The following is a 20,323-nucleotide window of genomic DNA, read 5'->3' on the forward strand; positions in this document are numbered from 1 at the left end:
CGTCACCGAGGGTGGCCTCACCCGATGCGGGTCCAGCATCCCCGGGGCGTCCCCCACGCGAACCGGGCCGCCCTCCCGAAGGAGGACGGCCCGGCAGGAACGACCGCACGCAGATCGTGGCTCAGCTGATCTGGTCGGCCATGATCTGGTCGCGCAGTTCGCGGCGCTTGCGCTGCTCGTCGGGGTCCGGCACCGGCACGGCGGCCAGCAGGCGCTGGGTGTACTCGTGCTGGGGGCGACGGACGATCTCGTTCGTCGGACCCACCTCGACCAGGTGGCCGTGACGCATCACGGCGATCCGCTTCGAGAGCATCTCGACCACGGCCAGGTCGTGACTGATGAACAGGCACGCGAAGCCGTACTCGGCCTGCAGGTCCTGGAAGAGCTTCAGCACGGTGGCCTGCACCGACACGTCGAGAGCCGAGGTCGGCTCGTCGGCGATCAGCAACTTGGGCTGCAGGGCCAGCGAGCGTGCGATACCGATGCGCTGGCGCTGACCACCCGAGAGCTCATGCGGGTAGCGGTTGCGCATGGCGCGCGGCAGCTGGACGCTGTCGAGGAGCGCCTCCACCCGCTTCGACAACTCCTGGCCGCGGAGCTTCTCGTGCAGCAGCAGCGGCTCGCCGATCGACTCGCCCACGGGCAGGCGGGGATTGAGCGACGACCCGGGGTCCTGGAACACGATCCCGACCTCGCGGCGGAAGGGCAACAGCTCCTTCTGGGTCGCGTGGGTGATGTCTCGTCCGGCCACCGACAACTTACCCTCGACCGCGGGGAGCAGGGCCACCGCGGCTCGTCCGATGGTGGTCTTGCCGGAACCGGATTCACCCACCAGCCCCACGACCTCACCGGGATCGACCCGCAGGTTGATGTGGTGCGCCGCGCGGAAGGCAGGGTTGCGTCCCTGCTTGGGGTACTCGATGGCGACGTCCTCCATCAGCAACGCCGGGGTGACGTCGGCGGGGCCGTCGGTGAGCGGAATCGCGTTCTCGCCCACCTTCACCAGCGTCCGCGAACTCAGTTGGGATGCGTCGACCTGCTCGATCGCCTCCTCGTTGATCGAGCCGAGGTGCGGCACCGACGCGAGCAACTGCCGCGTGTAGGGGTGCTGCGGGTCCCCGAAGATCTGCTGCGAGGTGCCGTGCTCGACGACCACGCCGTCCTTCATGACGATGATCGTGTCGGCCATGTCGGCCACCACGCCCATGTCGTGGGTGATCAGGATGATGCCCGCGTCGACCCGTTCACGCAGGTCACGCATCAGCTTCAGGATCTCGGCCTGCACCGTCACGTCGAGCGCGGTGGTCGGCTCGTCGGCGATCAGCAACTTCGGCTCACACGACAGGGCCTGGGCGATCATGATGCGCTGACGCTGACCACCGGAGAGCTGGTGCGGGAAGTTGTTGTAGCGACGCTCGGGTTCGGGGATCTCGACCAGCCGCATCAGCTCGAGAGCGCGCTCCTTGGCGTGGGCGGGGCTCATCACGAAGTGCGCGCGCAGCGTCTCGGCGATCTGGAACCCGACCGTGTACAGCGGGTTGAGCGCCGTCATCGGTTCCTGGAAGATGACCGCGATCTCGCGTCCGCGGATGTGGCGCAGCTTCTCGGCGCTGATGTCGATCAGCTCGGTGCCGCGCAGCTTCGCCGAGCCCGAGGCTCGTCCGTTGCGGGGGAGCAGGCCGAGCAGCGACATGGACGACTGGGTCTTGCCTGACCCCGACTCGCCCACGATGGCGAGCACCTCGCCGGCCTTGAGCTGGTACGACAGTCCCTTGGCGGCAGCGAACCAGTCGCCGTTCACCCAGAAGTTGACCGACAGGTCGTTGACGTCGAGGATCACCTCTCCGCGCTGCACCGGCTCGGGTCCCTTGCTGCCACGCGACGTGCGCTTGGCGGCTGCGGTGCCGAGGTCGTGTTCACTGCGGGCACGGTCCTCCCGCTCGAACGAGGTGTCCGACTCGCTCTCCGGGCCCTCGGTGGTGGAGGCGTGGCGCGGCGCGCTGCTGGCCACGTCCTCGGCGGGTTCGCCCGCGTGCAACATGTCGTCGTTCACTTCGACGCTCCCTTCTGCGAGGCCTGGCTCTTCAGGGTCCGGTTGGACTGCCTGTCCATCTGCCGCTTGCTCGGCACCTTCTTCGTCCGGGGGTCGAACGCGTCGCGCAGACCGTCACCGATGAAGTTCACGCTGAGCGCGATCAGCACGATGAACAGACCCGGCCACCAGAACAACCACGGACGGGTGTCGAAGGCGGTCTGGTTCTGGCTGATGAGCTGGCCCAGCGACACGGCGGGGTAGCTGATGCCGAAGCCGAGGAACGACAGGGCGGTCTCGAGCACGACCGAGGCGGCCATCAGCAGCGAGACGTTCACGATGATGACGCCCATCGTGTTGGGCAGGATGTGCTTGGTGATGATCCGGAAGTCGCTGGCACCCGCCACCCGGGCCGAGTCGACGAATTCGCGTTCGCGCAGGCTCAGGAATTCCGAGCGGACGAGGCGCGCGAGTCCGGTCCACAGGATCAGTCCCAGCGCGATCGCCAACTCGACGGGCATCCATCGGTCGAGGAGACCCTTGGTGGAGTCCGACCAGCCCCACTTGGTGGGGAGCACGGTGATCAGGCGGCCCAGGACGGCGCCCAGCACGATCACCGGCAGGGTGATGACGAGGTCCGTCAGACGCATCAGCACGTTGTCGATGCGGCCGCGGTAGTAACCCGAGAGGGCCCCGACGGTGGTGCCGATCAGCAGCACGACGATGCTCAGCACGATCATCACCGTCAGCGAGGTCTGGATGCCCAGCATGACGTTCGCGAAGTTGTCACGGCCGATGGTGTCCTGGCCGAAGGGGAATTTGCCGATGGCGAATCCCTCACCACCCAACCACTTGGGCATGTGCAGGGTGGGGGCGGAGCCGTTCTCGGGGGTGTGCGGGTTCTGGGGGTCCTGCTCCCACCACAGGCCGTGGATCGGACCGATCCCCATCGTGATCAGGCTCAGCAGGGCGATCGCGGTGATCGTGACCATGCCGAACAGGGCCCCGGAGTGGCGCACGAAGCGGCGGAAGACGATCGTTCCCTGCGAGAGCCCCTGCACTTCCTGGGCTTCGCCGACGCCCTCCCCGCGTCCGTGGGACTCGTCGATGGCGCTGGTCTCCGACACGGTGCCGGCGCCGAGGCCGCCTTGGGCCCGCTGGTTCTCGAGGTCGTCGAGGTTGGGATTGTTGGTCATGCGTTCACCCGGATTCGTGGGTCGAGAAGGGCGTAGAGCAGGTCGGCCAGCAGGTTGGCGACCATGGCCAGACCGCCGGTGATCATGACGTAGATCATGACGGGGTCGACCTCGGAGCCGCGCAGGCCCTCGATGAACATGCGGCCCATGCCGCGCCATCCGAAGATGGTCTCGGTCAGCACGGCGCCACCGATCATCGCGATGAAGTCGGGCGGCACGATCGAGGCGAGCGGCATCAGCGCGTTGCGCAGGGCGTGGCGGACGATGACGACCCGCTCGGGCAGCCCCTTGGAGCGGGCCGTGCGAATGTAGTCCTGGCCGAGCACCTCGAGCATGGCGCCGCGCTCGTAGCGCACGTAGCCGGCGAACGAGATCATCACCAGGGCGATGGTGGGCAGCACCAGGTGCGTGATCCGGTCGAGTGAGGTCAACCAGTAGTCACCGGTGAAGTTCGGGGTGGAGGTGCCCATGGTGGGGATGGGACGTCCACCCAGCGCCTTGAAGTAGTCGGGGTAGTTCCACATCAACTGGTCGAGCCAGACGGCCACCGACATCACCAGGGCCACCAGCGCACCGCCGCGCATCGAGACCCCGCGGTCGGGGCCACCCCACAGGAAGCCGATCAACAGGCCGACACCGATGGCGATCAGCAGCAGCACGAACAGGATTCCGTCGTTGACGGAGTACAGGAAGAAGAACCACCGCAGTCCCAGGTAGCTGCCGACGCCGACGACGGCTGTGGTCAGGGCGGCGTAGAGGGCGCGACGGTTGTGCATGCCGGCGAACAGGGCGGTGATGCCGAGCGCGGCAGCGATGCCGATGACGGCGATGCCGAGGGGGCCGAACTGCGGTTCGTTGATCCAGTTGGTGCCCATCACGACGAGCAGTGCGGCCAGCGAGGCGACGAAGGCGACAGCGAAGGTGATCACCTTGCGGCGCGTCTCGCCGCCCAGTGCACCGGCCCAGAACAGGGCCGAGACGAGCGCCAGGACGATGGCCAGGGGCCACATGATGTGCGGTTTGACCAGGTAGTCGTTCACGCCGATGGCCAGGAACTGCTTGAGCAGCACGGCCACCCAGAAGACCGGCAGCGAGTAGAGCACGAACGAGACGAAGGTGATCGCGTAGTCGAAGCTCGTGTACTGACGAAGGGCCGAGATCACACCGACGGTGACACCGATCAGCAGGGCCAGCACGGTGGCTGCGAAGACCAACTGCACCGAGGTCTTGACGGCCCCGGGGAGGATGTCGTTGACATGCTGTTGGGTTCGCCATGCCATGCCGAAGTCACCCTGCAGCACGTGGATGACCCAGCTCGCGTAGCGGCGGTACCACGGCCAGTCCAGGTGCAGCGCCCGGATGCGGGAGTTGATCAGGTCTTGCTTGTTCAGCGCTGTCGAGATGCGCAGGTCATCCAGCGGGTCCATGGCGATGCTGAGCAACGCGTACATCATGAATGACAGAACCAGCAGCAGCCCGATTGCGGTCAGCAGTCGTCGGGCGAGGAATCGAATCATCGGTTGGCGGTCCTTCGTGTCGCGGACGCCCCGGAGCCGTACCGGGGGCAGCCGGGGCTGCCCACCAGTTGGACAGGGCGTGTGAGCGACCCCACACCATGCAAGGCGTCCTCGTCAAGCCGAGACTGTGTGGGCTTCGCCTGGCGGCCGCGGTCGCAGGGCCGCGGGAAGTGCTCGTCCGATGGTGTCGGGTCGTGTGGAGTATGACAGGGGATTGTTTCAGGAACATGACAGCGGGGCGCCCTCTCGAGAGCGCCCCGCTGCCGTGACATCAGGTGTCGGTCAGTCTGGCTTGATCAGCCGACCAACTCCCAGTCCCACACGTTCCAGAAGTAGTAGGGAACGAACGACATCTGCGACACGTTCTTGACCTTGGTCTTGTCGTAGGCGTCGATGCCCGGGTGCTGGAAGAGGACGGTGCCGAAGGCGTCGTCCACGAGCTGCTTCTCGATCTTGATGTTCAGCTCGTCCTGCTTGGCCTTGTCGGTCAGGGAGTTCATCTCGGTGTACATCTTCCCGACCTCGGGGCTGTTGTAGTTGCCGAAGTTGTTCTGACCCTTGGGGACGAAGTTGGCCGCGGCGCCGGTGACGGCGTCGTTGTTGGAGGCCCAGGCGAACAGCGAGGCGTCGTAGACGTTCGGGGTGCCCAGCTTGTTCGACCAGTCGTCGTCACCGCCGTTGATGACCTCGATGCCGGCCTGCTTGGCCGACGCCGCGATCAGCGCGTACTCCTGCTGGCGGCGGGGGTTCGACTTGGCGTAGAGCAGACGAACCTTGAGGTTGGAGACACCGGCCTCCTGCAGGAGCGACTTCGCCTTGGCGATGTCGACCTTGCCGTAGGCGGCCGAGAGACCGTTGCCGGCGACGGTGGCGTCGTAGGCGGGGGTGCCGGGAGTGACGTTGAACGAGTCACGCACCTTGGCGTCGGGGTTCAGCGGCTTGATCAGGGTGTCGACGATCTGCTGACGGGGAATGGTCAGCAGGAATGCCTGGCGAACCTTCTTGGCCTTCTCGGCGTCGCCGCCGTACTTGGCCGGGTCGAAGGGGCCACCGTTCTTCATCTGCAGGTCGACGTGCTCGTAGGTGGCGGTGGTGCCGGTGAGCACCTCGATCTTCTCGTTGCCCTGGAGCGACTTCAGCAGGTCAGCGGTCGCCTGGGGCTCGATGATCGAGACCTCGCCGTTCTTGAGGGCCTGCGCCGAAGCGGTGGGGTCCTCGTTGTAGACGACGGTGATGTCCTTGATCTTCGGCTTGCGGGTGCCCTTGTACTCAGGGTTGGCCGTCATGGTGAGGGACTGCTTGTCCTTCATGTCCTTGATGACGTAAGGGCCGTTGGTGACCAACAGGTCCTTGTCGGAAGGCATGGCGGTGAAGTTGTAGGAACCGTTCCAGACGTCGGCGATCTTGGCGAGGGCCGTCTTGTCCTTGTCCTTGAAGGCCTTGGTCACCGCGTCACAGCCGGCCTGGTCGTCGGCAGCGCCGAGGGCCTTCTTACCGATGATGTGGGCGGGCAGACCAGCACCGTTCGAGAACAGCGCGTACTCCCAGTCGCCGTAGGGGGCGGAGTACTTGTAGGTGACGGACTTGCCGTTGTCACCGACCTCGGGGAAGTCCTTGATCAGCTTCCAGGCCTCGGAGGAGGAGTCGAAGTAGACGCCACCCTTCTGGTCGACCTTGCCGGTCTCCTCGTTCGACGCGCCCTCGGCGGTGTTGAACAGGGTCGACTGGGCGCCGTAGGCGAGGATCAGGTCACAGGCCTGGACCGGGACGCCGTCCGACCAGGTGGCGGTGTCCTTCAGGGTCTCCTTGACCGTCAGGGGGGAGTCGCTGACCTTCTCGTAGGTGGCGAACGACTCGTCCTTGACCTTCTTGAGGTCCTTGTCGTAGTACCAGGCGGCCGAACCCGTCGAGTAGGTGATCAGCGAGTTGGTCACGTTGTTGCCGAAGCTGGTGGCCGAGTTCAGGGCATAGAAGTACTGGTTCCACAACACCGTCAGCGAACCGGTGGCTTCCCCGCCGGTGCTGGCCGAGGCCGAGGTCGAGGTGGACGAGGTGGCCGAGGAGCTGGGCGTGTCCGACTTGCGTTCGGGTGCGGAGCAGGCACTGGCCGTGAGCGCTGCCGCGCACAGAACAGCGGCGGCTCCAATGAGCTTCTTGCTCAAGGTTCCTCCAAGGGTGAGGCCGAGGATCGATGGCGCGCGCAAGCGGGCAGTCGTCCCCGGTCGTTGTTGGTGATTGTGAAGTTAGTAGCCCAATCGGCTTGCGGGCCAGCCCACGACCGCCCCGGAAGGGGGATCGTTACGCAGTTGCAACCCAAGTGTGTGCGGTTGTCACGTCGAGGTCTCGGGCTCGCGGGGGGGCCCGTCGCGAGATCGGGTACCGCCGGTACCGTCACGGGCCGTCGTCCGCCGGAGGACGTGGCCCGGAACCGGTCGGACGATGTGGGGATTGTCGGCCCCCAAGGTATGCTGCCAAGGCGTTGTTCCACGCGTGGACCCGTCGCGCGATCGTGCGTGGACCACCCGGAGCAGTTCATCACCCCGATCGGGGCACGTCCCCGATCAGGGCGCTACAGAATCAGTGCACCAGCAGAATCAGTGCACCAGCAGAATCAGTGCAGCAACAGACCAGACAGACAAACGAGTGGAGTCGGCCCGGATGCTTTCCGCCTTCGTCAACGCGTTCAGGACGGCGGACCTTCGAAAGAAGCTCCTGTTCACCCTGTTCATCCTGGCCATCTTCCGACTCGGTTCGGTCGTGCCGGTGCCCAACGTCAACATGAGTCGTATCGACGAGTGCCGTCAGCTCGCCGAGGCGGGCCAACAGGCCGGGCTCTACTCGCTGATCAACCTCTTCTCGGGTGGCGCCCTGCTCCGCCTGGCCATCTTCGCGCTGGGCATCATGCCCTACATCACGGCCTCGATCATCCTGCAGTTGCTGACCGTGGTGGTGCCGCGACTCGAGGCCCTGAAGAAGGAGGGCGCCTCCGGTCAGCAGACCATCACCCAGTACACGCGCTACCTGACGCTGGTGCTCGCGGTGCTGAACGCGACGGCCTTCGTCACCATGGCCGTCTCGGGTCAGTTGCTGCCCGGCTGTGACGGCATCGTCTACGACCAGGGCATCTTCGCCGTCGTGGTGATGGTGCTGACCATGACCGCCGGCACCGGACTCATCATGTGGATGGGCGAGCTGATCACCGAGCGCGGCGTCGGCAACGGCATGTCGGTGATGATCTTCACCCAGATCGCCGCTGCGTTCCCGACCTCGATCTGGGGAGTCAAGAACCTTCGCCCGGGCGCCCAGGGCTGGCTGATGTTCGGCGCCGTGATCGCCGTGGCCCTGCTGGTGATGGCGGCCGTGGTCTTCGTGGAACAGGCACAGCGTCGCATCCCCGTGCAGTACGCCAAGCGCATGGTCGGTCGTCGACTGGTCGGCGGCACCTCGACCTACATCCCGCTCAAGGTCAACCAGTCCGGTGTCATCCCGGTCATCTTCGCCTCGTCGGTGCTGTACCTGCCGGTGCTGTACTCGACCTTCCGGCCGTCGCGTCCCGAGTCACAGTGGATCGCGGCCAACTTCGTCCGCGGCGACCACTGGCTGTACAACCTCATCTTCTTCGTGTTGATCGTGGCGTTCTGCTACTTCTACGTGTCGATCACGTTCAACCCCGTCGAGATCTCGGACAACATGAAGAAGTACGGCGGCTTCATCCCCGGTATCAGGGCCGGCAAGCCCACCGAGGACTATCTCGCCTACGTGCTGAGCCGGCTCACCGCCCCCGGTTCGCTCTACCTCGGGGTGATCTCGCTCATTCCCACCCTGGCGTTCGTGTTGATGAAGGCCACCCAGTCGATGCCGTTCGGCGGCACCAGCATCCTGATCATCGTCGGTGTCGCGCTCGACACCGTGAAGCAGATCGAGAGCAAGCTGCAACAGCACAACTACGAAGGATTCCTCAAGTGAGACTGCTGATCGTGGGCGCCCCCGGCGCCGGCAAGGGAACCCAGGCGACCCGCATCGCCGAGCACGTGGGCATTCCCACCATCTCGACCGGCGCCATCTTCCGCGCCGAGATGGCCTCCGGCAGTGAACTGGGCCAGCAGGTCAAGCAGATCATGGACTCCGGCGAACTGGTCTCCGACGAGATCACCGACGAGATCGTGTCGAACCGGCTCAAGGCCGACGACGTCGCGGCTGGTTGGCTGCTCGACGGCTACCCGCGCAAGCTCTCCCAGGTGGCCGCACTCGACACCATGCTGGACGAGTCGGGCCAGAGCCTCGACGCGGTCGTCTCATTGGTGGTCGACCCGGAACAGTTGGTCACCCGCCTGCTCGACCGCGCCGAGAAGGACGGACGCTCCGACGACAACGAGCAGACCATCCGCAACCGGATGAAGGTGTACGCCAACGAGACCGAGCCGCTGCTCGCGGTCTACCGCGAGCGGGGTCTGCTCGAGGAGATCGACGGTGTGGGCTCGGTCGACGAGGTCTCGAAGCGCATCTTCGCCGTGCTCGACGAGCTCGCCGGGGCCTGAGGAGCTTCCCATGCGGAGCCTGCGCAAGCCGACCTTCGAGCGCAAGACCCCCGATCAGCTCAAGCTGATGCGCAGGGCCGGGCTGGTCGTCGACGAGGTGCTCCGCACCCTCGCCGCCGAGGTGAGGCCCGGCATCAGCACCCGCGAACTCGACCAGATCGGACGCGAGATCCTGGCCGCCCGTGGGGCCAGCTCGAACTTCCTGGGCTACGGCGCCGACTGGGGCATCCAGCCGTTCCCGGGGGTCGCCTGCATCTCGGTGAACGAGGAGGTCGTGCACGGGATTCCCGGCGACCGCGTGCTCGCCGAGGGTGACATCGTCTCGTGCGACTTCGGCGCCGTCATCGAGGGGTGGCACGGAGATGCCGCCCGCACCTTCCTCGTCGGCGAGGTGTCGGACGAGGTCCGAGAACTCTCGCGGGTGGGCGAGGAGGCCATGTGGGCCGGGATCGGTGCCACCCGGGTGGGCGCCAGGATCGGCGACATCTCGGCGGCGGTCGAGGCCTCCACCTCATCGCACCGGCGCCGCTACGGCATCATCCGGGACTTCACCGGACACGGCATCGGTTCGGAGATGCACATGTACCCCGACGTGCCCAACCACGGACGCGGTGGCCGCGGCCCCGTGCTCAACGAGGGTCACGCCATCGCGATCGAACCCATGGTCACCCTGGGCAGCGGCGACGTCGCCGAACTCGAGGACGACTGGACGATCGTGACCCGCGACAGCTCGTGGGCCGCGCACTGGGAGAACACCGTCACCCCCACCGCCACCGGTGTCTGGGTGCTGACCCTTGAGGACGGCGGGGAGGCCGAGCTGACCAAGCGCGGCATCCCCTTCGGCCCGCTCGCGGACTGAACCGACGCCGTCTGGACGGCCGGGCTCACAACTTCTTCTGCCAAGCCCCCCCGACCGAGGCCACCTGGTAGCCGAGGCGGTCGTTGATGGCGAGCATCCACTGGTTCTCGCCCGCGTTCCAGGTGTGAACCCGCTCGGTTCCGGGCCACTGTCGGCGGAGCCACTCGAGATTGGCAGCCTTCATCAGTTCGCCCAGCCCGTGGCCCCGGTGTGAGGCGAGCACGATGGTGACCTCCTGCCACGCGACCGCGGGCAACTGTGGCCGCTGCCGGATGTTGGTGTAGCCGGCCAGCTCTCCTGATTCCACCTGGCGTGCGGCGGTGCTCAGGCCCATCCAGTTGCGGTAGGTGTCGCGCTCGGACGAGGCGACCCGGTCCGCCGTCCACACCTCGTCCTCGAGTTCGAGCTCACCCTTGGGCACGTCGGTGCTCATGGCCAGGTTCAGCCGGGCCTTCGCCTCGAGCAGTTCCTCGGGGGTCTCGTTGATCCACTGCACCAGTTCGTAACCGTGCGGGAGATGGGGGACCGACACCTGCGTTCCATGCACCCTCTGCACCGAGTGCCGCTCGCACTGGGCCAACGAGAACCCGTGACGGAGCGCGAACAGGGCGGGCACGTCACGAGCGATCGAGAAGGCACCCTCCTTGGGGTGCAGCGCGTCGTCCCGGCCTTCGCCGTTCTCGTGGGTACCCCAGCTGATCAGGGTGTCCACCCCCCAGTCACGGGCGACGGTCTCCACCGCTCGGACCAACATGGTGCCGACTCCGCGACGACGATGGTCGGGGTCGACGGTGACCTCGAAGCCGTCGAGCAGGTGGAGATTGTCGTGGCGGCTCTGCATGATCATGCAGGTGCCCACCACGACCGCGTCGCCCGGGTCGTCATGGGGCTGCAGCAGCGGCAGACCGGCCTCCTGCCCGGACGCGAAGACGGGCCCGGTGAGGGCGAGCAGCAGCCGCTTGCGGGCGTTCTGCTGTTGGGCGAGTGACTGAAGGTAGGCCTCGGGAATGTTGGTGAAGTCATCGTGGCCGAACACCTCGCGCCAGGCCCGGTTGTCGACCTCGACCGCCGCTCGCAGCAAACCGTCGAGCACTCCGGGATCGCGTGACGAACCGTCCGCCTCCACCGGGGGAAGGTCGGCCATGGCGACGTGGTAGCTGTTCTGCACGCCCTCAGTGTGCGTCGGGCACCAACGGCCTGGCGAGCGGTTTTCCGGCCGCCCCTTGTCGGTGCCACTGTCTAGGCTGGTCGCATGCCCCACCCCCAGACAGTGGCCCATGACCTCGTCGAGACCCTGCACGGCCACCGGATCGCCGATCCCTACAGGTGGCTGGAGGACCCGGACTCCACCGCGACCCAGCAGTGGGTCGAGGCGCAGCGTGACTGGTGTGAGGAGGTCTTCGCTGGGATCCCCGAGCGGGCCCACTTCAGCGACCTGATGCGCTCGATCGTCGTCCGGGAACGACGCGGGACACCGGACCGGCAGTCCGGCTGGTACCTGCGCAGCACCAACGACGGTGGCCAGCCCCAGGACTCCGTGGTCGCCAGTCGTGACCTCGACGAGGTGCTCGGCGGCGCGGCACCCGTGCTGCTCGACCCCAGCACCTGGTCGGAGGACGGCACCACCTCGCTGGGCACCGTGTCGGTCAGCCCCAACGGCCAGCTGGCGGCCTACACGGTCAGCGTCGCCGGATCTGACTGGACGAGCATCCGGGTGCTCGACCTGCACACCTGCACGCTGCGCGACGACGAGGTGACGGGCAAGTTCGCCCGTCCTGACTGGTTGCCCGATTCGTCGGGGTACCTGTGGTTCGACCACCCCGGTTCCGGGGACGCCACCGGAACAGAGACCAAGGCCATGGGTGAGGCTGTGCTGAAGCGCCACCTGCTCGACGGTTCAGACGACCTGGAACTGTGGCGGGCGGGTGACCCCGACCTGCACGCCTGGTCCCAGGTGCTGCGCGCCCCCGGCCAGCGACATGCCTGGCTCACGGTGACCACGATGCTGGGCACCGAGCGGCTCAGCGACATCCTGGTGGCCCCTGTCGATGGCGCCGGAGTCGGTGAGCTGCGAGCCCTGTTCGGCAACCGATCGGCCTGGCGCCAACCCATCGGTGTCGACGGGGACGACTTGCTCGTGCTCACGTCCGATTCCTCGCCCATGGGCCGGATCGACCGGGTCGACCTGTCCACGGGGCGCTCGCGCACGCTGGTGCCCGAGGGGGAGTGGCCGATCGAGGAGGTGGCCTTCAGCCGGGCACACCTGGTCGTCCACACGCTGGAGGACGCGCAACCGGTGCTTCGTCGCCACGACCTGACCGGAGCCGATCTCGGACGAGTACCGCTGTCGGGCGGCCAGTTGATGGCGCTGTCAGCCGAACGTGACTCCGACGAGGTGCTGCTCGGGTTCTCGTCGGTCAACTCGCCGCGCACCAGCCACCTGCTCGATGCCGCCAGCGGACGGGTCACCGACCTGCCGGGGGTGGCGGGCTCGTCCGAGCCCCTGCAGGTGCGCACCGAGCGCAGAAGGGCGACCAGTACCGATGGCACCGAGGTGCCCTACTTCCTGATCAGCCGCGCTGACCTGGGTTTCGACCAGACGCGCCCCACGCTGCAGTACGGCTACGGCGGCTTCCACATCCCGATCCTGGCCGATCACCGGCCGGGTTGGGAGGGGTGGCTCCGCGCCGGCGGTGTGCTGGTGATCTGCAACCTGCGCGGCGGCTCCGAGTACGGCACGGCTTGGTATGACGCCGGCCGCAAGCAGCACAAACAGCGGGTGTTCGATGACTTCATCGCCGTCGCGGAGCACCTGATCTCCACGGGTGTGACGACGGCCGGGCAACTCGCCAACTACGGTCGCTCGAACGGGGGATTGCTGGTGGGTGCCACGCTGACCCAGCGCCCTGACCTCTGGGCGGCCAGCATTCCCCAGGTCGGTGTGCTCGACCTGCTGAGGTTCCACACCTTCACGGTCGGCAAGGGCTGGACCTCGGACTACGGCAACCCCGACCTGCCCGACGACTTCGAAGTGGCGCTGTCCTACTCGCCGCTGCACAACGTGCGCCCCGGCGCCCAGTACCCGGCCACCCTGGTGGTGACGGGAGACCACGACGATCGGGTCGTGCCGGCCCACAGCCACAAGTTCACGGCGACCCTGCAGGCTGCCCAGGGCGGGCACGCGCCCATCGTCAGCCGGATCGAGACGGCCACAGGCCACGGGCCGGGCAAACCGCTCGGGATGGTGGCGGACGAATGGGCCGACGTGCTCGCCTGGGCGGCGCACTTCACAGGGCTGTCGGTGCCGGGCGCCCACGTAGACTGAGGGGGTGAGCAACCTGCCGATCTCGTCGAAGTACCGCAGCCAAGCCCACCTGCCCGTGAGCGATGGTGAACGCGAAGACCTCGTGCGCCGACTGAACGAGTCGTACTCGGCCGGTGACATCGACGTGGACGACTACCAGCCACTGCTCGACAGAGTGTTCGGCGCCCGAACCCTGGGAGAACTGCTGCCGGTGGTCGAGCGACTTCCGGTGAAGCAGACCTACAACTCGCCAGCCATCGTCGCGCAGGGGACGTCCGGCCCGCCCCCGGGGGAGTTGACCCCCACCCGCCCGGCGCTGCGGGCAGGTATGGCCGTGATGATCGGTGGCGGGATCGCCGCCCTGGCCCTGGTGCTCGCGATCCTGGCCGTGCTCATCTTCTGAGCAGCGTCGTCAGGAGACTCACTCGGCGAAGACGCCGATCACAGGATCCCAGGAGCGCACGCTCACCTCGGTGACGAGGCCCTCGCGCTGGAAGGGGTCATCGGCGAGCAGCGCGGTTGCCTCGTCGGTGTCGTCGATGCGCAACAGCAGAAGCGCACCCTCGGGGCTGTCGTTGAGCGGCCCGGAAGCGGCAAGGGTGCCCTGGTCGGCGAGCCCTCGCAGGAACGCCCGGTGCTCGAGCCGCACCTCGGCCAAGGCGTCAGGAGCGTTGAGGTAGGTGTAGGTCACCACGGAGAAAGCCATGGCTCCGACCCTAGCGGGCGGGGCGGGGATGTCGTCCCGGACCCGACTTCGCAGAATGCCCACTCAAGTGGCGTCCGGGGAGCGTGATGGGGCTGGAATCCGGCCCTCCCGACTGGAATCATGGGTGCAAGCAGGGGGGCAGAAAAGGGGAGCGCCGTGACCGAACCGCGTGGTGGCTGGCCGCCGCCCCCTCCGGGGTCGTGGGTGCCGCCCTCGAGCTCGTCCGACGTGCCCGGTGTGTACTCCCAACCCGGCCAGCAGCCACGCTCAGGCCAGCCCCGACAGCCTGATCAGTACGGGCAGCGGAGTCAGTACGGGCAGCCGGGCCAGTACGGGCAGCCGGGCCAGTACGGGCAGCCGGGCCAGTACGGGCACCCGGGCCAGTACCCCGCCCAAGGCCAGTACCCCACCCAGGGCCAGTACTCCTCCCCACAGGGCCAGTACGGGCAGTACCCCCCGCCCAACCCTTGCTCGGGGCCACAGCAGGCCCCGCAGCAACCCCAGTTCTGGTCGGACCTGTACCCCACTGCCCCCTACCTGCCGTCACGGCAGGCGGGCGGCGGGCGTCCCGGTCGTGGCACGTCCGCAGGCGCGATCGTCATCAACACGCTCGCAGTGGTGCTGGTGGTGTCGCTCGCGGTGGTCGGGTGGTCGTGGCTGAAGCGTGACCTGGCCACCTCCTTCGGGCCCGTGACGGTGCAGACCCCGCAGGGCCCGGCGACCCAGCCGCCGCCCACCACCGCCCCGCCCAGCGGTGCCCCCACCACACCCGGCTCCAGCCCTACGCGGACGACCAGCGTCGTCCCCTCGGGTCAGGGCACCACGAAGCCGACCACCGCGCCGCGGACGACGAACTCGCCGCCCCCGGGGGTGCCGAGGGTCGACTGGGGGCCGCTCCCGGGATCGACCAGGACGGGCTCCGACTGGGTCACGGTGCAGCGCAATCGGCTGTACTCCCAGAAGATCGCCACCGCCGCCTGCCCTCGGCTTCCCGACCCGATCCCCTCCGGGGCCGCCTACCGTACCTTGGTCGGAGGACTGGTCGACTGCGAGTACAAGCGTTGGCTGCCGGCGCTGACCGCGATCGGCGTCACGTACTCCAAACCCAGGGTGGTCTTCTTCAGCGGTTCCGCCACCTCTGAGTGCGGCAGTGTCACGGCCCAGGAGGTTTCGTTCTACTGCCCGTCGCGAACCCGGCCGACCATCTACGTGCACACCAACCTGAGTCAGCAGTCCAACCAGTGGTGGCGCCTGCGGTTGCCCGAGACGATCAGCCACGAGTTCTTCCACCACGTGCAGGCGTCTGCGGGCATCCTGCAGTCGGAGTACATGCTGGTCCAGGGGGGCATGGACGACGACGAGGGCACTCGCCGGATCGAGCTGCAGACGTTGTGCATCACCTCGAGGATCCTCTCCACCACGCCCGCCTGGGGGTTCACCAGCCGCGACTACTCCCTGATGGTGCGCTGGTTCCGACAGGGCGAGCAGGACTCGGACCACGGTGACGCGGAGTCGAACGACTACTGGGGTCGACGCGGGTTCTCGATGGTGAACGTGGGCGGCTGCAACACCTGGACGGTGCCGGCGGCCAAGGTCTCCTGACACCGCCTGACTAGGCTGGTGCCCATGACTCTTGCCATGCGCCCGCTCGGATCAGGTCCCCAGGTCAGCATCGTCGGCCTGGGAGGCAACAACTTCGGACGACCCGGCTCGGCCACCGCCGACCGCGCCGGTACCGACGCCGTCATCGGCGCGGCCATCGACGAGGGGATCACCCTGATCGACACGGCCGACATCTACAACGACGGACGATCCGAGGAACTGATCGGTCAGGTGCTCACGCCGACTCGTCGGGCGCAGGTGGTCGTGGCGACCAAGTTCGGCCACCAGCACGCCACCGCGCCGGGGGCCGACGGATGGGGGGCCAAGGGTGCCGCTGACTACATCAACCGGGCCGTGGACGCCTCGCTGTCCCGGCTGGGAATCGATGCCATCGACCTGTACCAGATCCACACCCCGGACCCCGAGACACCCATCGTCGAGACACTGACCGCGCTCGACGGTCTGGTCAAGGCAGGCAAGGTGCGAGCCATCGGCCACTCGCAGTTCACCGCCGAGCAGGTGCTCGAGGCCGACCGGGTCGCCAAGGAGCACGGGCTGACCGCTTTCGTCAGCGCGCAGAACCAGTACTCCCTGATGGAGCGCGACCTGGAGGCAGCCGACCTGCCCGCCATGCGCCAGGTCGGTCTGGGTCTGCTGCCCTTCTTCCCGCTGGCCAGCGGTCTGCTCACCGGCAAGTACCGCCGGGACCACGTGCCCACTGGTACCCGTCTCGAGCAGCGCCCCGAGCGACTCGAGGCGGTCGACTGGGACCAGCTCGAGGACTTCCGGCTGCTGTGCGAGCGGGCCGACGTGCCCATGGTGCAGGCGGCCATCGGGTGGCTGATCGCCCAGCCGGGGGTGAGCTCGGTGATCGCCGGGGCCACTCGTCCCGAACAGGTGCGGGCGAACGCCGCAGCGGGCCGTCGAGCCCTCGAACCCGAGTTCCTGGCACAGGTCGACGTGCTCTTCCGCTGACGGCGTCCGAGGGGCGGGGTTCGGGGAGCGGGTTCGGGGGTCGTCCGATTTGGGTCGTACCCGGCCCCCGGCGTAGAGTGGGGCGTCGGTCAACTGTGGCCGGAATGGTCATGCCCCCACACGGGGGTACTCCCGTGCCCTCATCCCGAGGACACACCAACCGATTAGGACGCAATGGCGAAGAAAGAAGGAGCCCTCGAACTCGAGGGAACCGTGGTCGAAGCCCTGCCCAACGCGATGTTCCGCGTTGAGCTGGCCAACGGGCACAGGGTCCTCGCGACCATCAGTGGCAAGATGCGGCAGCACTACATCCGCATCCTTCCCTCTGACCGGGTCGTGGTGGAGCTCTCTCCTTATGATCTGACCCGCGGCCGTATCGTCTTCCGCCACAGGTGATCAACCCAACCCATCAGTTCGATCAGAAAGTAGCTCGATGAAGGTTCAGCCGAGCGTCAAGAAGATCTGTGACAAGTGCAAGGTCATCCGCCGGCACGGTCGCGTGATGGTGATCTGCGAGAACCCGCGTCACAAGCAGCGCCAGGGCTGAGCCCCGGCCGGTGCGTGAGCGGGCCGCAGGCTCGCCCTCCACGGATCAACATCTGACACAACTCAACACCCAAACGTGCACGCACGGCCGGAGGAACACTCCGGTCCCACCCCCGGACGAAGGCCGGGGCCCCCATCGTCAGCACAGTCCGACGATGCACCCACCCGGGCGACCAACCCGGGCACGGGCGACCAGGGGACGCGGCACGCAGACACCTTCGCGGCCAGACCAAACCGCACTCCACACACAACCCTGCGGGAAACAGGGGGAGTCGGGGCCGAGACCACCTAAGGAACTGCCACCATGGCACGTTTGATTGGCGTCGACCTCCCGCGCGAGAAGCGCCTCGAGGTCGCACTGACCTACATCTTCGGCGTGGGACGCACTCGCGCCCTGGAGACCCTGAAGGCCACCGGAATCAGCGGTGACCTGCGAGTCCACGAGCTCACAGACGAGCACCTGGTTGCTCTTCGTGACCACATTGAGGCCAACTACGAGGTTGAGGGTGACCTTCGCCGCGAGGTGGCTGCCGACATCCGCCGCAAGATCGAGATCGGCAACTACCAGGGCCGTCGTCACCGCGCCGGTCTGCCCGTCCGCGGTCAGCGCACCCGGACGAATGCCCGCACCCGCAAGGGCAAGAAGAAGACCGTCGCCGGGAAGAAGAAGGTTCGCTGACGCAGCTGCGTTGGCTGACCTTCACACGAAGACTCCCTCTCGTCCGAAGATTTCAGGAGAAGACCAAGACTCATGGCTACTGCAAGCCGTAAGAGCGCCGCGTCTGCCAAGACCAAGGTGCGCCGCAAGGAAAAGAAGAACGTGGTGGCCGGGCAGGCCCACATCAAGTCCACGTTCAACAACACCATCATCGCCATCACCGATCCGGCTGGCGCCGTGATCTCGTGGGCATCGGCCGGCACCGTCGGCTTCAAGGGTTCGCGCAAGTCGACCCCGTTCGCCGCCCAGATGGCCGCCGAGTCGGCCGCTCGTCGTGCCATGGAGCACGGCATGAAGCGCGTGGAGGTGTTCGTCAAGGGCCCGGGTTCGGGTCGTGAGACCGCCATCCGTTCACTGGCCGCCGCGGGCCTCGAGGTCGGAGCCATCTCCGACGTCACCCCGGTCGCCCACAACGGCTGCCGTCCGCCCAAGCCCCGTCGCAACTGACCCGAGACTCACGAAAAGGATTTGAACCATGGCCCGTTACACCGGCCCCATCACCAAGAAGTCTCGTCGTTACGGCACCGACCTGGTGGGCAATGACAAGGCTTTCGAGCGTCGCCCCTACGCCCCCGGCGTGCACGGCCGCGGCCGCACCAAGGACTCGGAGTACTCGCAGCAGCTGCGCGAGAAGCAGAAGGCGCGTTTCGCCTACGGCGTTCTCGAGAAGCAGTTCCGTCGTTACTACTCCGAGGCCGCCAACACCTCGGGCAAGACCGGTGAGCTGCTGCTGCAGATCCTCGAGTCGCGTCTCGACAACGTCATCTACCGCGCTGGATTCGCCTCGACCCGTCGTCAGGCCCGCCAGCTGGTCGTGCACGGCCACTTCACCGTGAACGGCCACAAGGTGAACGTCCCCTCGTTCCGCGTGACCCCGCACGACATCATCGACGTGCGCGAGAAGTCGCTCAACCTGACCCCCCTCGTGATCGCCCGTGAGACCCACGGCGAGCGCGAGGTGCCAGCCTGGCTGACCGTGCGCCCCAACCGGATGCGCATCCTCGTGCACCAGCTGCCCACTCGCGACCAGATCACGGTCGACGTGCAGGAGCAGATGATCGTCGAGCTCTACTCGAAGTGACCTGACGGCGTGGCCCCGGGTCACACCCGACGAGCCGCCGGATTCGCTCTGTCGTCTCGTCCGGTGTGCCCGGGGGTCACGCCCCAGCCGACTCGTCGCCGGTTCACCCCGGCGGGACCAGGCACACCCGCCCTGCACACGCAGTCGCGGATCAGAAGCCGCCCTCGGGCGGATCTTTGCTCGCATCGTCAAATGGTGGTCGATGCGGAAAGGAACACACATGCTCATCGCTCAGCGTCCGACCCTGTCGGAAGAGGTCGTGGACGAACACCGTTCACGCTTCATCATCGAGCCGCTGGAGCCCGGCTTCGGCTACACGCTCGGCAACTCGCTGCGCCGCACCCTGCTGTCGTCCATCCCGGGCGCCGCCGTCACCAGCATCAAGGTCGAGGGCAACCAGCACGAGTTCTCCACCCTCGAGGGTGTCGTCGAGGACGTCACCGAGATCATCCTCAACCTCAAGGGCCTCGTGCTGTCGTCCGAGGAGGACGAGCCGGTCAGCATGTACCTCAACAAGTCCGGCGCTGGAGCAGTCACCGCTGCTGACATCCAGACCCCCGCCGGTGTCGAGGTGCACAACCCCGACCTGCACATCGCGACCCTGAACGAGAACGGCAAGATCGAGATGGAGCTCGAGGTCGAGCGCGGCCGCGGCTACGTGTCGAGCGTGCTCAACAAGAACCCCGACGCCGAGATCGGTCGGATTCCCGTTGACTCGATCTACTCGCCGGTGCTGAAGGTCACCTACAAGGTCGAGGCCACCCGCGTCGAGCAGCGCACCGACTTCGACAAGCTGATCGTCGACGTCGAGACCAAGCAGTCCATGGCTCCCCGCGACGCCGTCGCCTCGGCCGGGCGCACCCTGGTCGAGCTGTTCGGCCTGGCCCGCGAGCTCAACGTCGACGCCGAGGGCATCGAGATCGGCCCGTCGCCGGTCGACGAGCAGTTGGCCCAGGACCTCGCCCTCCCGGTGGAGGACCTGAACCTGTCGCAGCGTTCGTACAACTGCCTCAAGCGTGACGGCATCCACACCGTCGGTGAGCTGCTGAGCCGTTCCGAGCAGGACCTGCTCGACATCCGCAACTTCGGCTCGAAGTCGATCGACGAGGTCAAGCAGAAGCTGGCCGAGCTCGGTCTGGCCCTGAAGGACTCCGCCCCGGGCTTCGACCCGATGGCTGCCGTCACGGCCTACGACGAGGACGGCTACACCGACGACACCGATTACGCCGAGACCGAGCAGTACTGATCC

At 67.0% G+C, this 20,323-nt stretch carries 19 protein-coding genes; 13 read left to right on the top strand and 6 right to left on the bottom strand.

Going from position 1 to position 20,323, the window contains the following annotated elements:
* Nucleotides 1-121: 121 nt before the first annotated feature.
* The 4 genes from QQZ11_RS08285 to QQZ11_RS08300 form a co-directional block, all read right to left on the bottom strand.
* A complete protein-coding gene (locus QQZ11_RS08285; protein WP_284549795.1) occupies nucleotides 122-2,053 on the bottom strand; it encodes an ABC transporter ATP-binding protein in 1,932 nt (643 codons plus the stop codon).
* Complete coding sequence (locus QQZ11_RS08290) at nucleotides 2,050-3,228, bottom strand: ABC transporter permease (RefSeq protein ID WP_022910668.1); 1,179 nt, start codon at nucleotides 3,226-3,228, stop codon at nucleotides 2,050-2,052. Before QQZ11_RS08290 ends, QQZ11_RS08285 begins: the two co-directional genes overlap by 4 nt.
* Nucleotides 3,225-4,745 carry an ABC transporter permease gene (locus tag QQZ11_RS08295; RefSeq protein ID WP_284549796.1) on the bottom strand — a complete coding sequence of 507 codons (1,521 nt, stop codon included), beginning with the start codon at nucleotides 4,743-4,745 and terminating at the stop codon, nucleotides 3,225-3,227. The genes QQZ11_RS08290 and QQZ11_RS08295 overlap by 4 nt, the downstream gene beginning before the upstream one ends.
* Nucleotides 4,746-5,041: 296 nt before the next feature.
* Nucleotides 5,042-6,907, bottom strand: a complete 1,866-nt coding sequence (locus QQZ11_RS08300; protein ID WP_284549798.1) for an ABC transporter family substrate-binding protein — start codon at nucleotides 6,905-6,907, stop codon at nucleotides 5,042-5,044.
* Nucleotides 6,908-7,403: 496 nt separating this feature from the next.
* Here QQZ11_RS08300 and secY point away from each other — a divergent pair, with 496 nt between their 5' ends.
* From secY to map, 3 genes are read left to right on the top strand one after another with little or no spacing between them, the layout of a single operon-like run.
* Nucleotides 7,404-8,711, top strand: coding sequence for a preprotein translocase subunit SecY (secY, locus tag QQZ11_RS08305; RefSeq protein ID WP_022910671.1), 1,308 nt, complete (start codon nucleotides 7,404-7,406; stop codon nucleotides 8,709-8,711).
* Nucleotides 8,708-9,283, top strand: a complete 576-nt coding sequence (locus tag QQZ11_RS08310) for an adenylate kinase (protein ID WP_022910672.1) — start codon at nucleotides 8,708-8,710, stop codon at nucleotides 9,281-9,283. The genes secY and QQZ11_RS08310 overlap by 4 nt, the downstream gene beginning before the upstream one ends.
* 10 nt (nucleotides 9,284-9,293) lie before the next feature.
* Nucleotides 9,294-10,142 (top strand): type I methionyl aminopeptidase, encoded by an 849-nt coding sequence (gene map / locus QQZ11_RS08315; RefSeq protein WP_284549800.1) that lies wholly within the window; start codon nucleotides 9,294-9,296, stop codon nucleotides 10,140-10,142.
* A gap of 25 nt (nucleotides 10,143-10,167) precedes the next feature.
* Here the strand turns inward: map and QQZ11_RS08320 are convergent, their stop codons facing one another.
* Nucleotides 10,168-11,310, bottom strand: a complete 1,143-nt coding sequence (locus tag QQZ11_RS08320; RefSeq protein WP_284549801.1) for a GNAT family N-acetyltransferase — start codon at nucleotides 11,308-11,310, stop codon at nucleotides 10,168-10,170.
* Nucleotides 11,311-11,394: 84 nt separating this feature from the next.
* Between QQZ11_RS08320 and QQZ11_RS08325 the strand changes: the two genes are divergently transcribed.
* Both QQZ11_RS08325 and QQZ11_RS08330 read left to right on the top strand, forming a co-directional pair.
* The gene (locus QQZ11_RS08325; RefSeq protein ID WP_284549803.1) at nucleotides 11,395-13,467 is read left to right on the top strand and encodes a prolyl oligopeptidase family serine peptidase; all 2,073 of its coding nucleotides are present in this window, start codon (nucleotides 11,395-11,397) and stop codon (nucleotides 13,465-13,467) included.
* 4 nt (nucleotides 13,468-13,471) lie between these two features.
* Nucleotides 13,472-13,849 (top strand): DUF1707 SHOCT-like domain-containing protein, encoded by a 378-nt coding sequence (locus tag QQZ11_RS08330; protein ID WP_284549804.1) that lies wholly within the window; start codon nucleotides 13,472-13,474, stop codon nucleotides 13,847-13,849.
* Between the two features lie 18 nt (nucleotides 13,850-13,867).
* Here QQZ11_RS08330 and QQZ11_RS08335 read toward each other — a convergent pair whose 3' ends face one another.
* A complete protein-coding gene (locus QQZ11_RS08335) occupies nucleotides 13,868-14,152 on the bottom strand; it encodes a YciI family protein (RefSeq protein WP_284549805.1) in 285 nt (94 codons plus the stop codon).
* Between the two features lie 156 nt (nucleotides 14,153-14,308).
* Here QQZ11_RS08335 and QQZ11_RS08340 point away from each other — a divergent pair, with 156 nt between their 5' ends.
* From QQZ11_RS08340 to QQZ11_RS08375, 8 genes are all read left to right on the top strand, one after another.
* Complete coding sequence (locus QQZ11_RS08340; protein WP_284549806.1) at nucleotides 14,309-15,754, top strand: neutral zinc metallopeptidase; 1,446 nt, start codon at nucleotides 14,309-14,311, stop codon at nucleotides 15,752-15,754.
* Between the two features lie 24 nt (nucleotides 15,755-15,778).
* The gene (locus QQZ11_RS08345; RefSeq protein ID WP_284549808.1) at nucleotides 15,779-16,729 is read left to right on the top strand and encodes an aldo/keto reductase; all 951 of its coding nucleotides are present in this window, start codon (nucleotides 15,779-15,781) and stop codon (nucleotides 16,727-16,729) included.
* 174 nt (nucleotides 16,730-16,903) lie between these two features.
* Complete coding sequence (infA, locus tag QQZ11_RS08350; RefSeq protein WP_022910680.1) at nucleotides 16,904-17,125, top strand: translation initiation factor IF-1; 222 nt, start codon at nucleotides 16,904-16,906, stop codon at nucleotides 17,123-17,125.
* Nucleotides 17,126-17,162: 37 nt separating this feature from the next.
* Nucleotides 17,163-17,276, top strand: coding sequence for a 50S ribosomal protein L36 (rpmJ, locus tag QQZ11_RS08355; protein ID WP_020575560.1), 114 nt, complete (start codon nucleotides 17,163-17,165; stop codon nucleotides 17,274-17,276).
* Nucleotides 17,277-17,579: 303 nt separating this feature from the next.
* Nucleotides 17,580-17,954, top strand: coding sequence for a 30S ribosomal protein S13 (gene rpsM / locus QQZ11_RS08360; protein WP_022910681.1), 375 nt, complete (start codon nucleotides 17,580-17,582; stop codon nucleotides 17,952-17,954).
* Nucleotides 17,955-18,026: 72 nt separating this feature from the next.
* Nucleotides 18,027-18,440: a 30S ribosomal protein S11 gene (gene rpsK, locus QQZ11_RS08365; RefSeq protein WP_026378093.1), complete on the top strand. Its 414-nt coding sequence runs from the start codon at nucleotides 18,027-18,029 to the stop codon at nucleotides 18,438-18,440.
* Between the two features lie 28 nt (nucleotides 18,441-18,468).
* Nucleotides 18,469-19,074, top strand: coding sequence for a 30S ribosomal protein S4 (gene rpsD / locus QQZ11_RS08370; protein ID WP_284549809.1), 606 nt, complete (start codon nucleotides 18,469-18,471; stop codon nucleotides 19,072-19,074).
* 220 nt (nucleotides 19,075-19,294) lie between these two features.
* Nucleotides 19,295-20,320, top strand: coding sequence for a DNA-directed RNA polymerase subunit alpha (locus QQZ11_RS08375; protein ID WP_022910684.1), 1,026 nt, complete (start codon nucleotides 19,295-19,297; stop codon nucleotides 20,318-20,320).
* The last annotated feature ends 3 nt before the right edge of the window (nucleotides 20,321-20,323 follow it).

This window comes from Aestuariimicrobium sp. T2.26MG-19.2B, assembly GCF_950101875.1.
In the GTDB taxonomy this organism is placed as follows: domain Bacteria; phylum Actinomycetota; class Actinomycetes; order Propionibacteriales; family Propionibacteriaceae; genus Aestuariimicrobium; species Aestuariimicrobium kwangyangense.

What these genes read in the sequence shown, in the direction of transcription:
- QQZ11_RS08290 (WP_022910668.1), bottom strand. Translation starts at nt 3,228, where the DNA reads ATGACCAACAATCCCAACCTCGACGACCTCGAGAACCAGCGGGCCCAA.
- QQZ11_RS08295 (WP_284549796.1), bottom strand. Translation starts at nt 4,745, where the DNA reads ATGATTCGATTCCTCGCCCGACGACTGCTGACCGCAATCGGGCTGCTG.
- secY (WP_022910671.1), top strand. Translation starts at nt 7,404, where the DNA reads ATGCTTTCCGCCTTCGTCAACGCGTTCAGGACGGCGGACCTTCGAAAG.
- map (WP_284549800.1), top strand. Translation starts at nt 9,294, where the DNA reads ATGCGGAGCCTGCGCAAGCCGACCTTCGAGCGCAAGACCCCCGATCAG.
- QQZ11_RS08325 (WP_284549803.1), top strand. Translation starts at nt 11,395, where the DNA reads ATGCCCCACCCCCAGACAGTGGCCCATGACCTCGTCGAGACCCTGCAC.
- QQZ11_RS08335 (WP_284549805.1), bottom strand. Translation starts at nt 14,152, where the DNA reads ATGGCTTTCTCCGTGGTGACCTACACCTACCTCAACGCTCCTGACGCC.
- QQZ11_RS08345 (WP_284549808.1), top strand. Translation starts at nt 15,779, where the DNA reads ATGACTCTTGCCATGCGCCCGCTCGGATCAGGTCCCCAGGTCAGCATC.
- infA (WP_022910680.1), top strand. Translation starts at nt 16,904, where the DNA reads ATGGCGAAGAAAGAAGGAGCCCTCGAACTCGAGGGAACCGTGGTCGAA.
- rpmJ (WP_020575560.1), top strand. Translation starts at nt 17,163, where the DNA reads ATGAAGGTTCAGCCGAGCGTCAAGAAGATCTGTGACAAGTGCAAGGTC.
- rpsM (WP_022910681.1), top strand. Translation starts at nt 17,580, where the DNA reads ATGGCACGTTTGATTGGCGTCGACCTCCCGCGCGAGAAGCGCCTCGAG.
- rpsK (WP_026378093.1), top strand. Translation starts at nt 18,027, where the DNA reads ATGGCTACTGCAAGCCGTAAGAGCGCCGCGTCTGCCAAGACCAAGGTG.
- rpsD (WP_284549809.1), top strand. Translation starts at nt 18,469, where the DNA reads ATGGCCCGTTACACCGGCCCCATCACCAAGAAGTCTCGTCGTTACGGC.
- QQZ11_RS08375 (WP_022910684.1), top strand. Translation starts at nt 19,295, where the DNA reads ATGCTCATCGCTCAGCGTCCGACCCTGTCGGAAGAGGTCGTGGACGAA.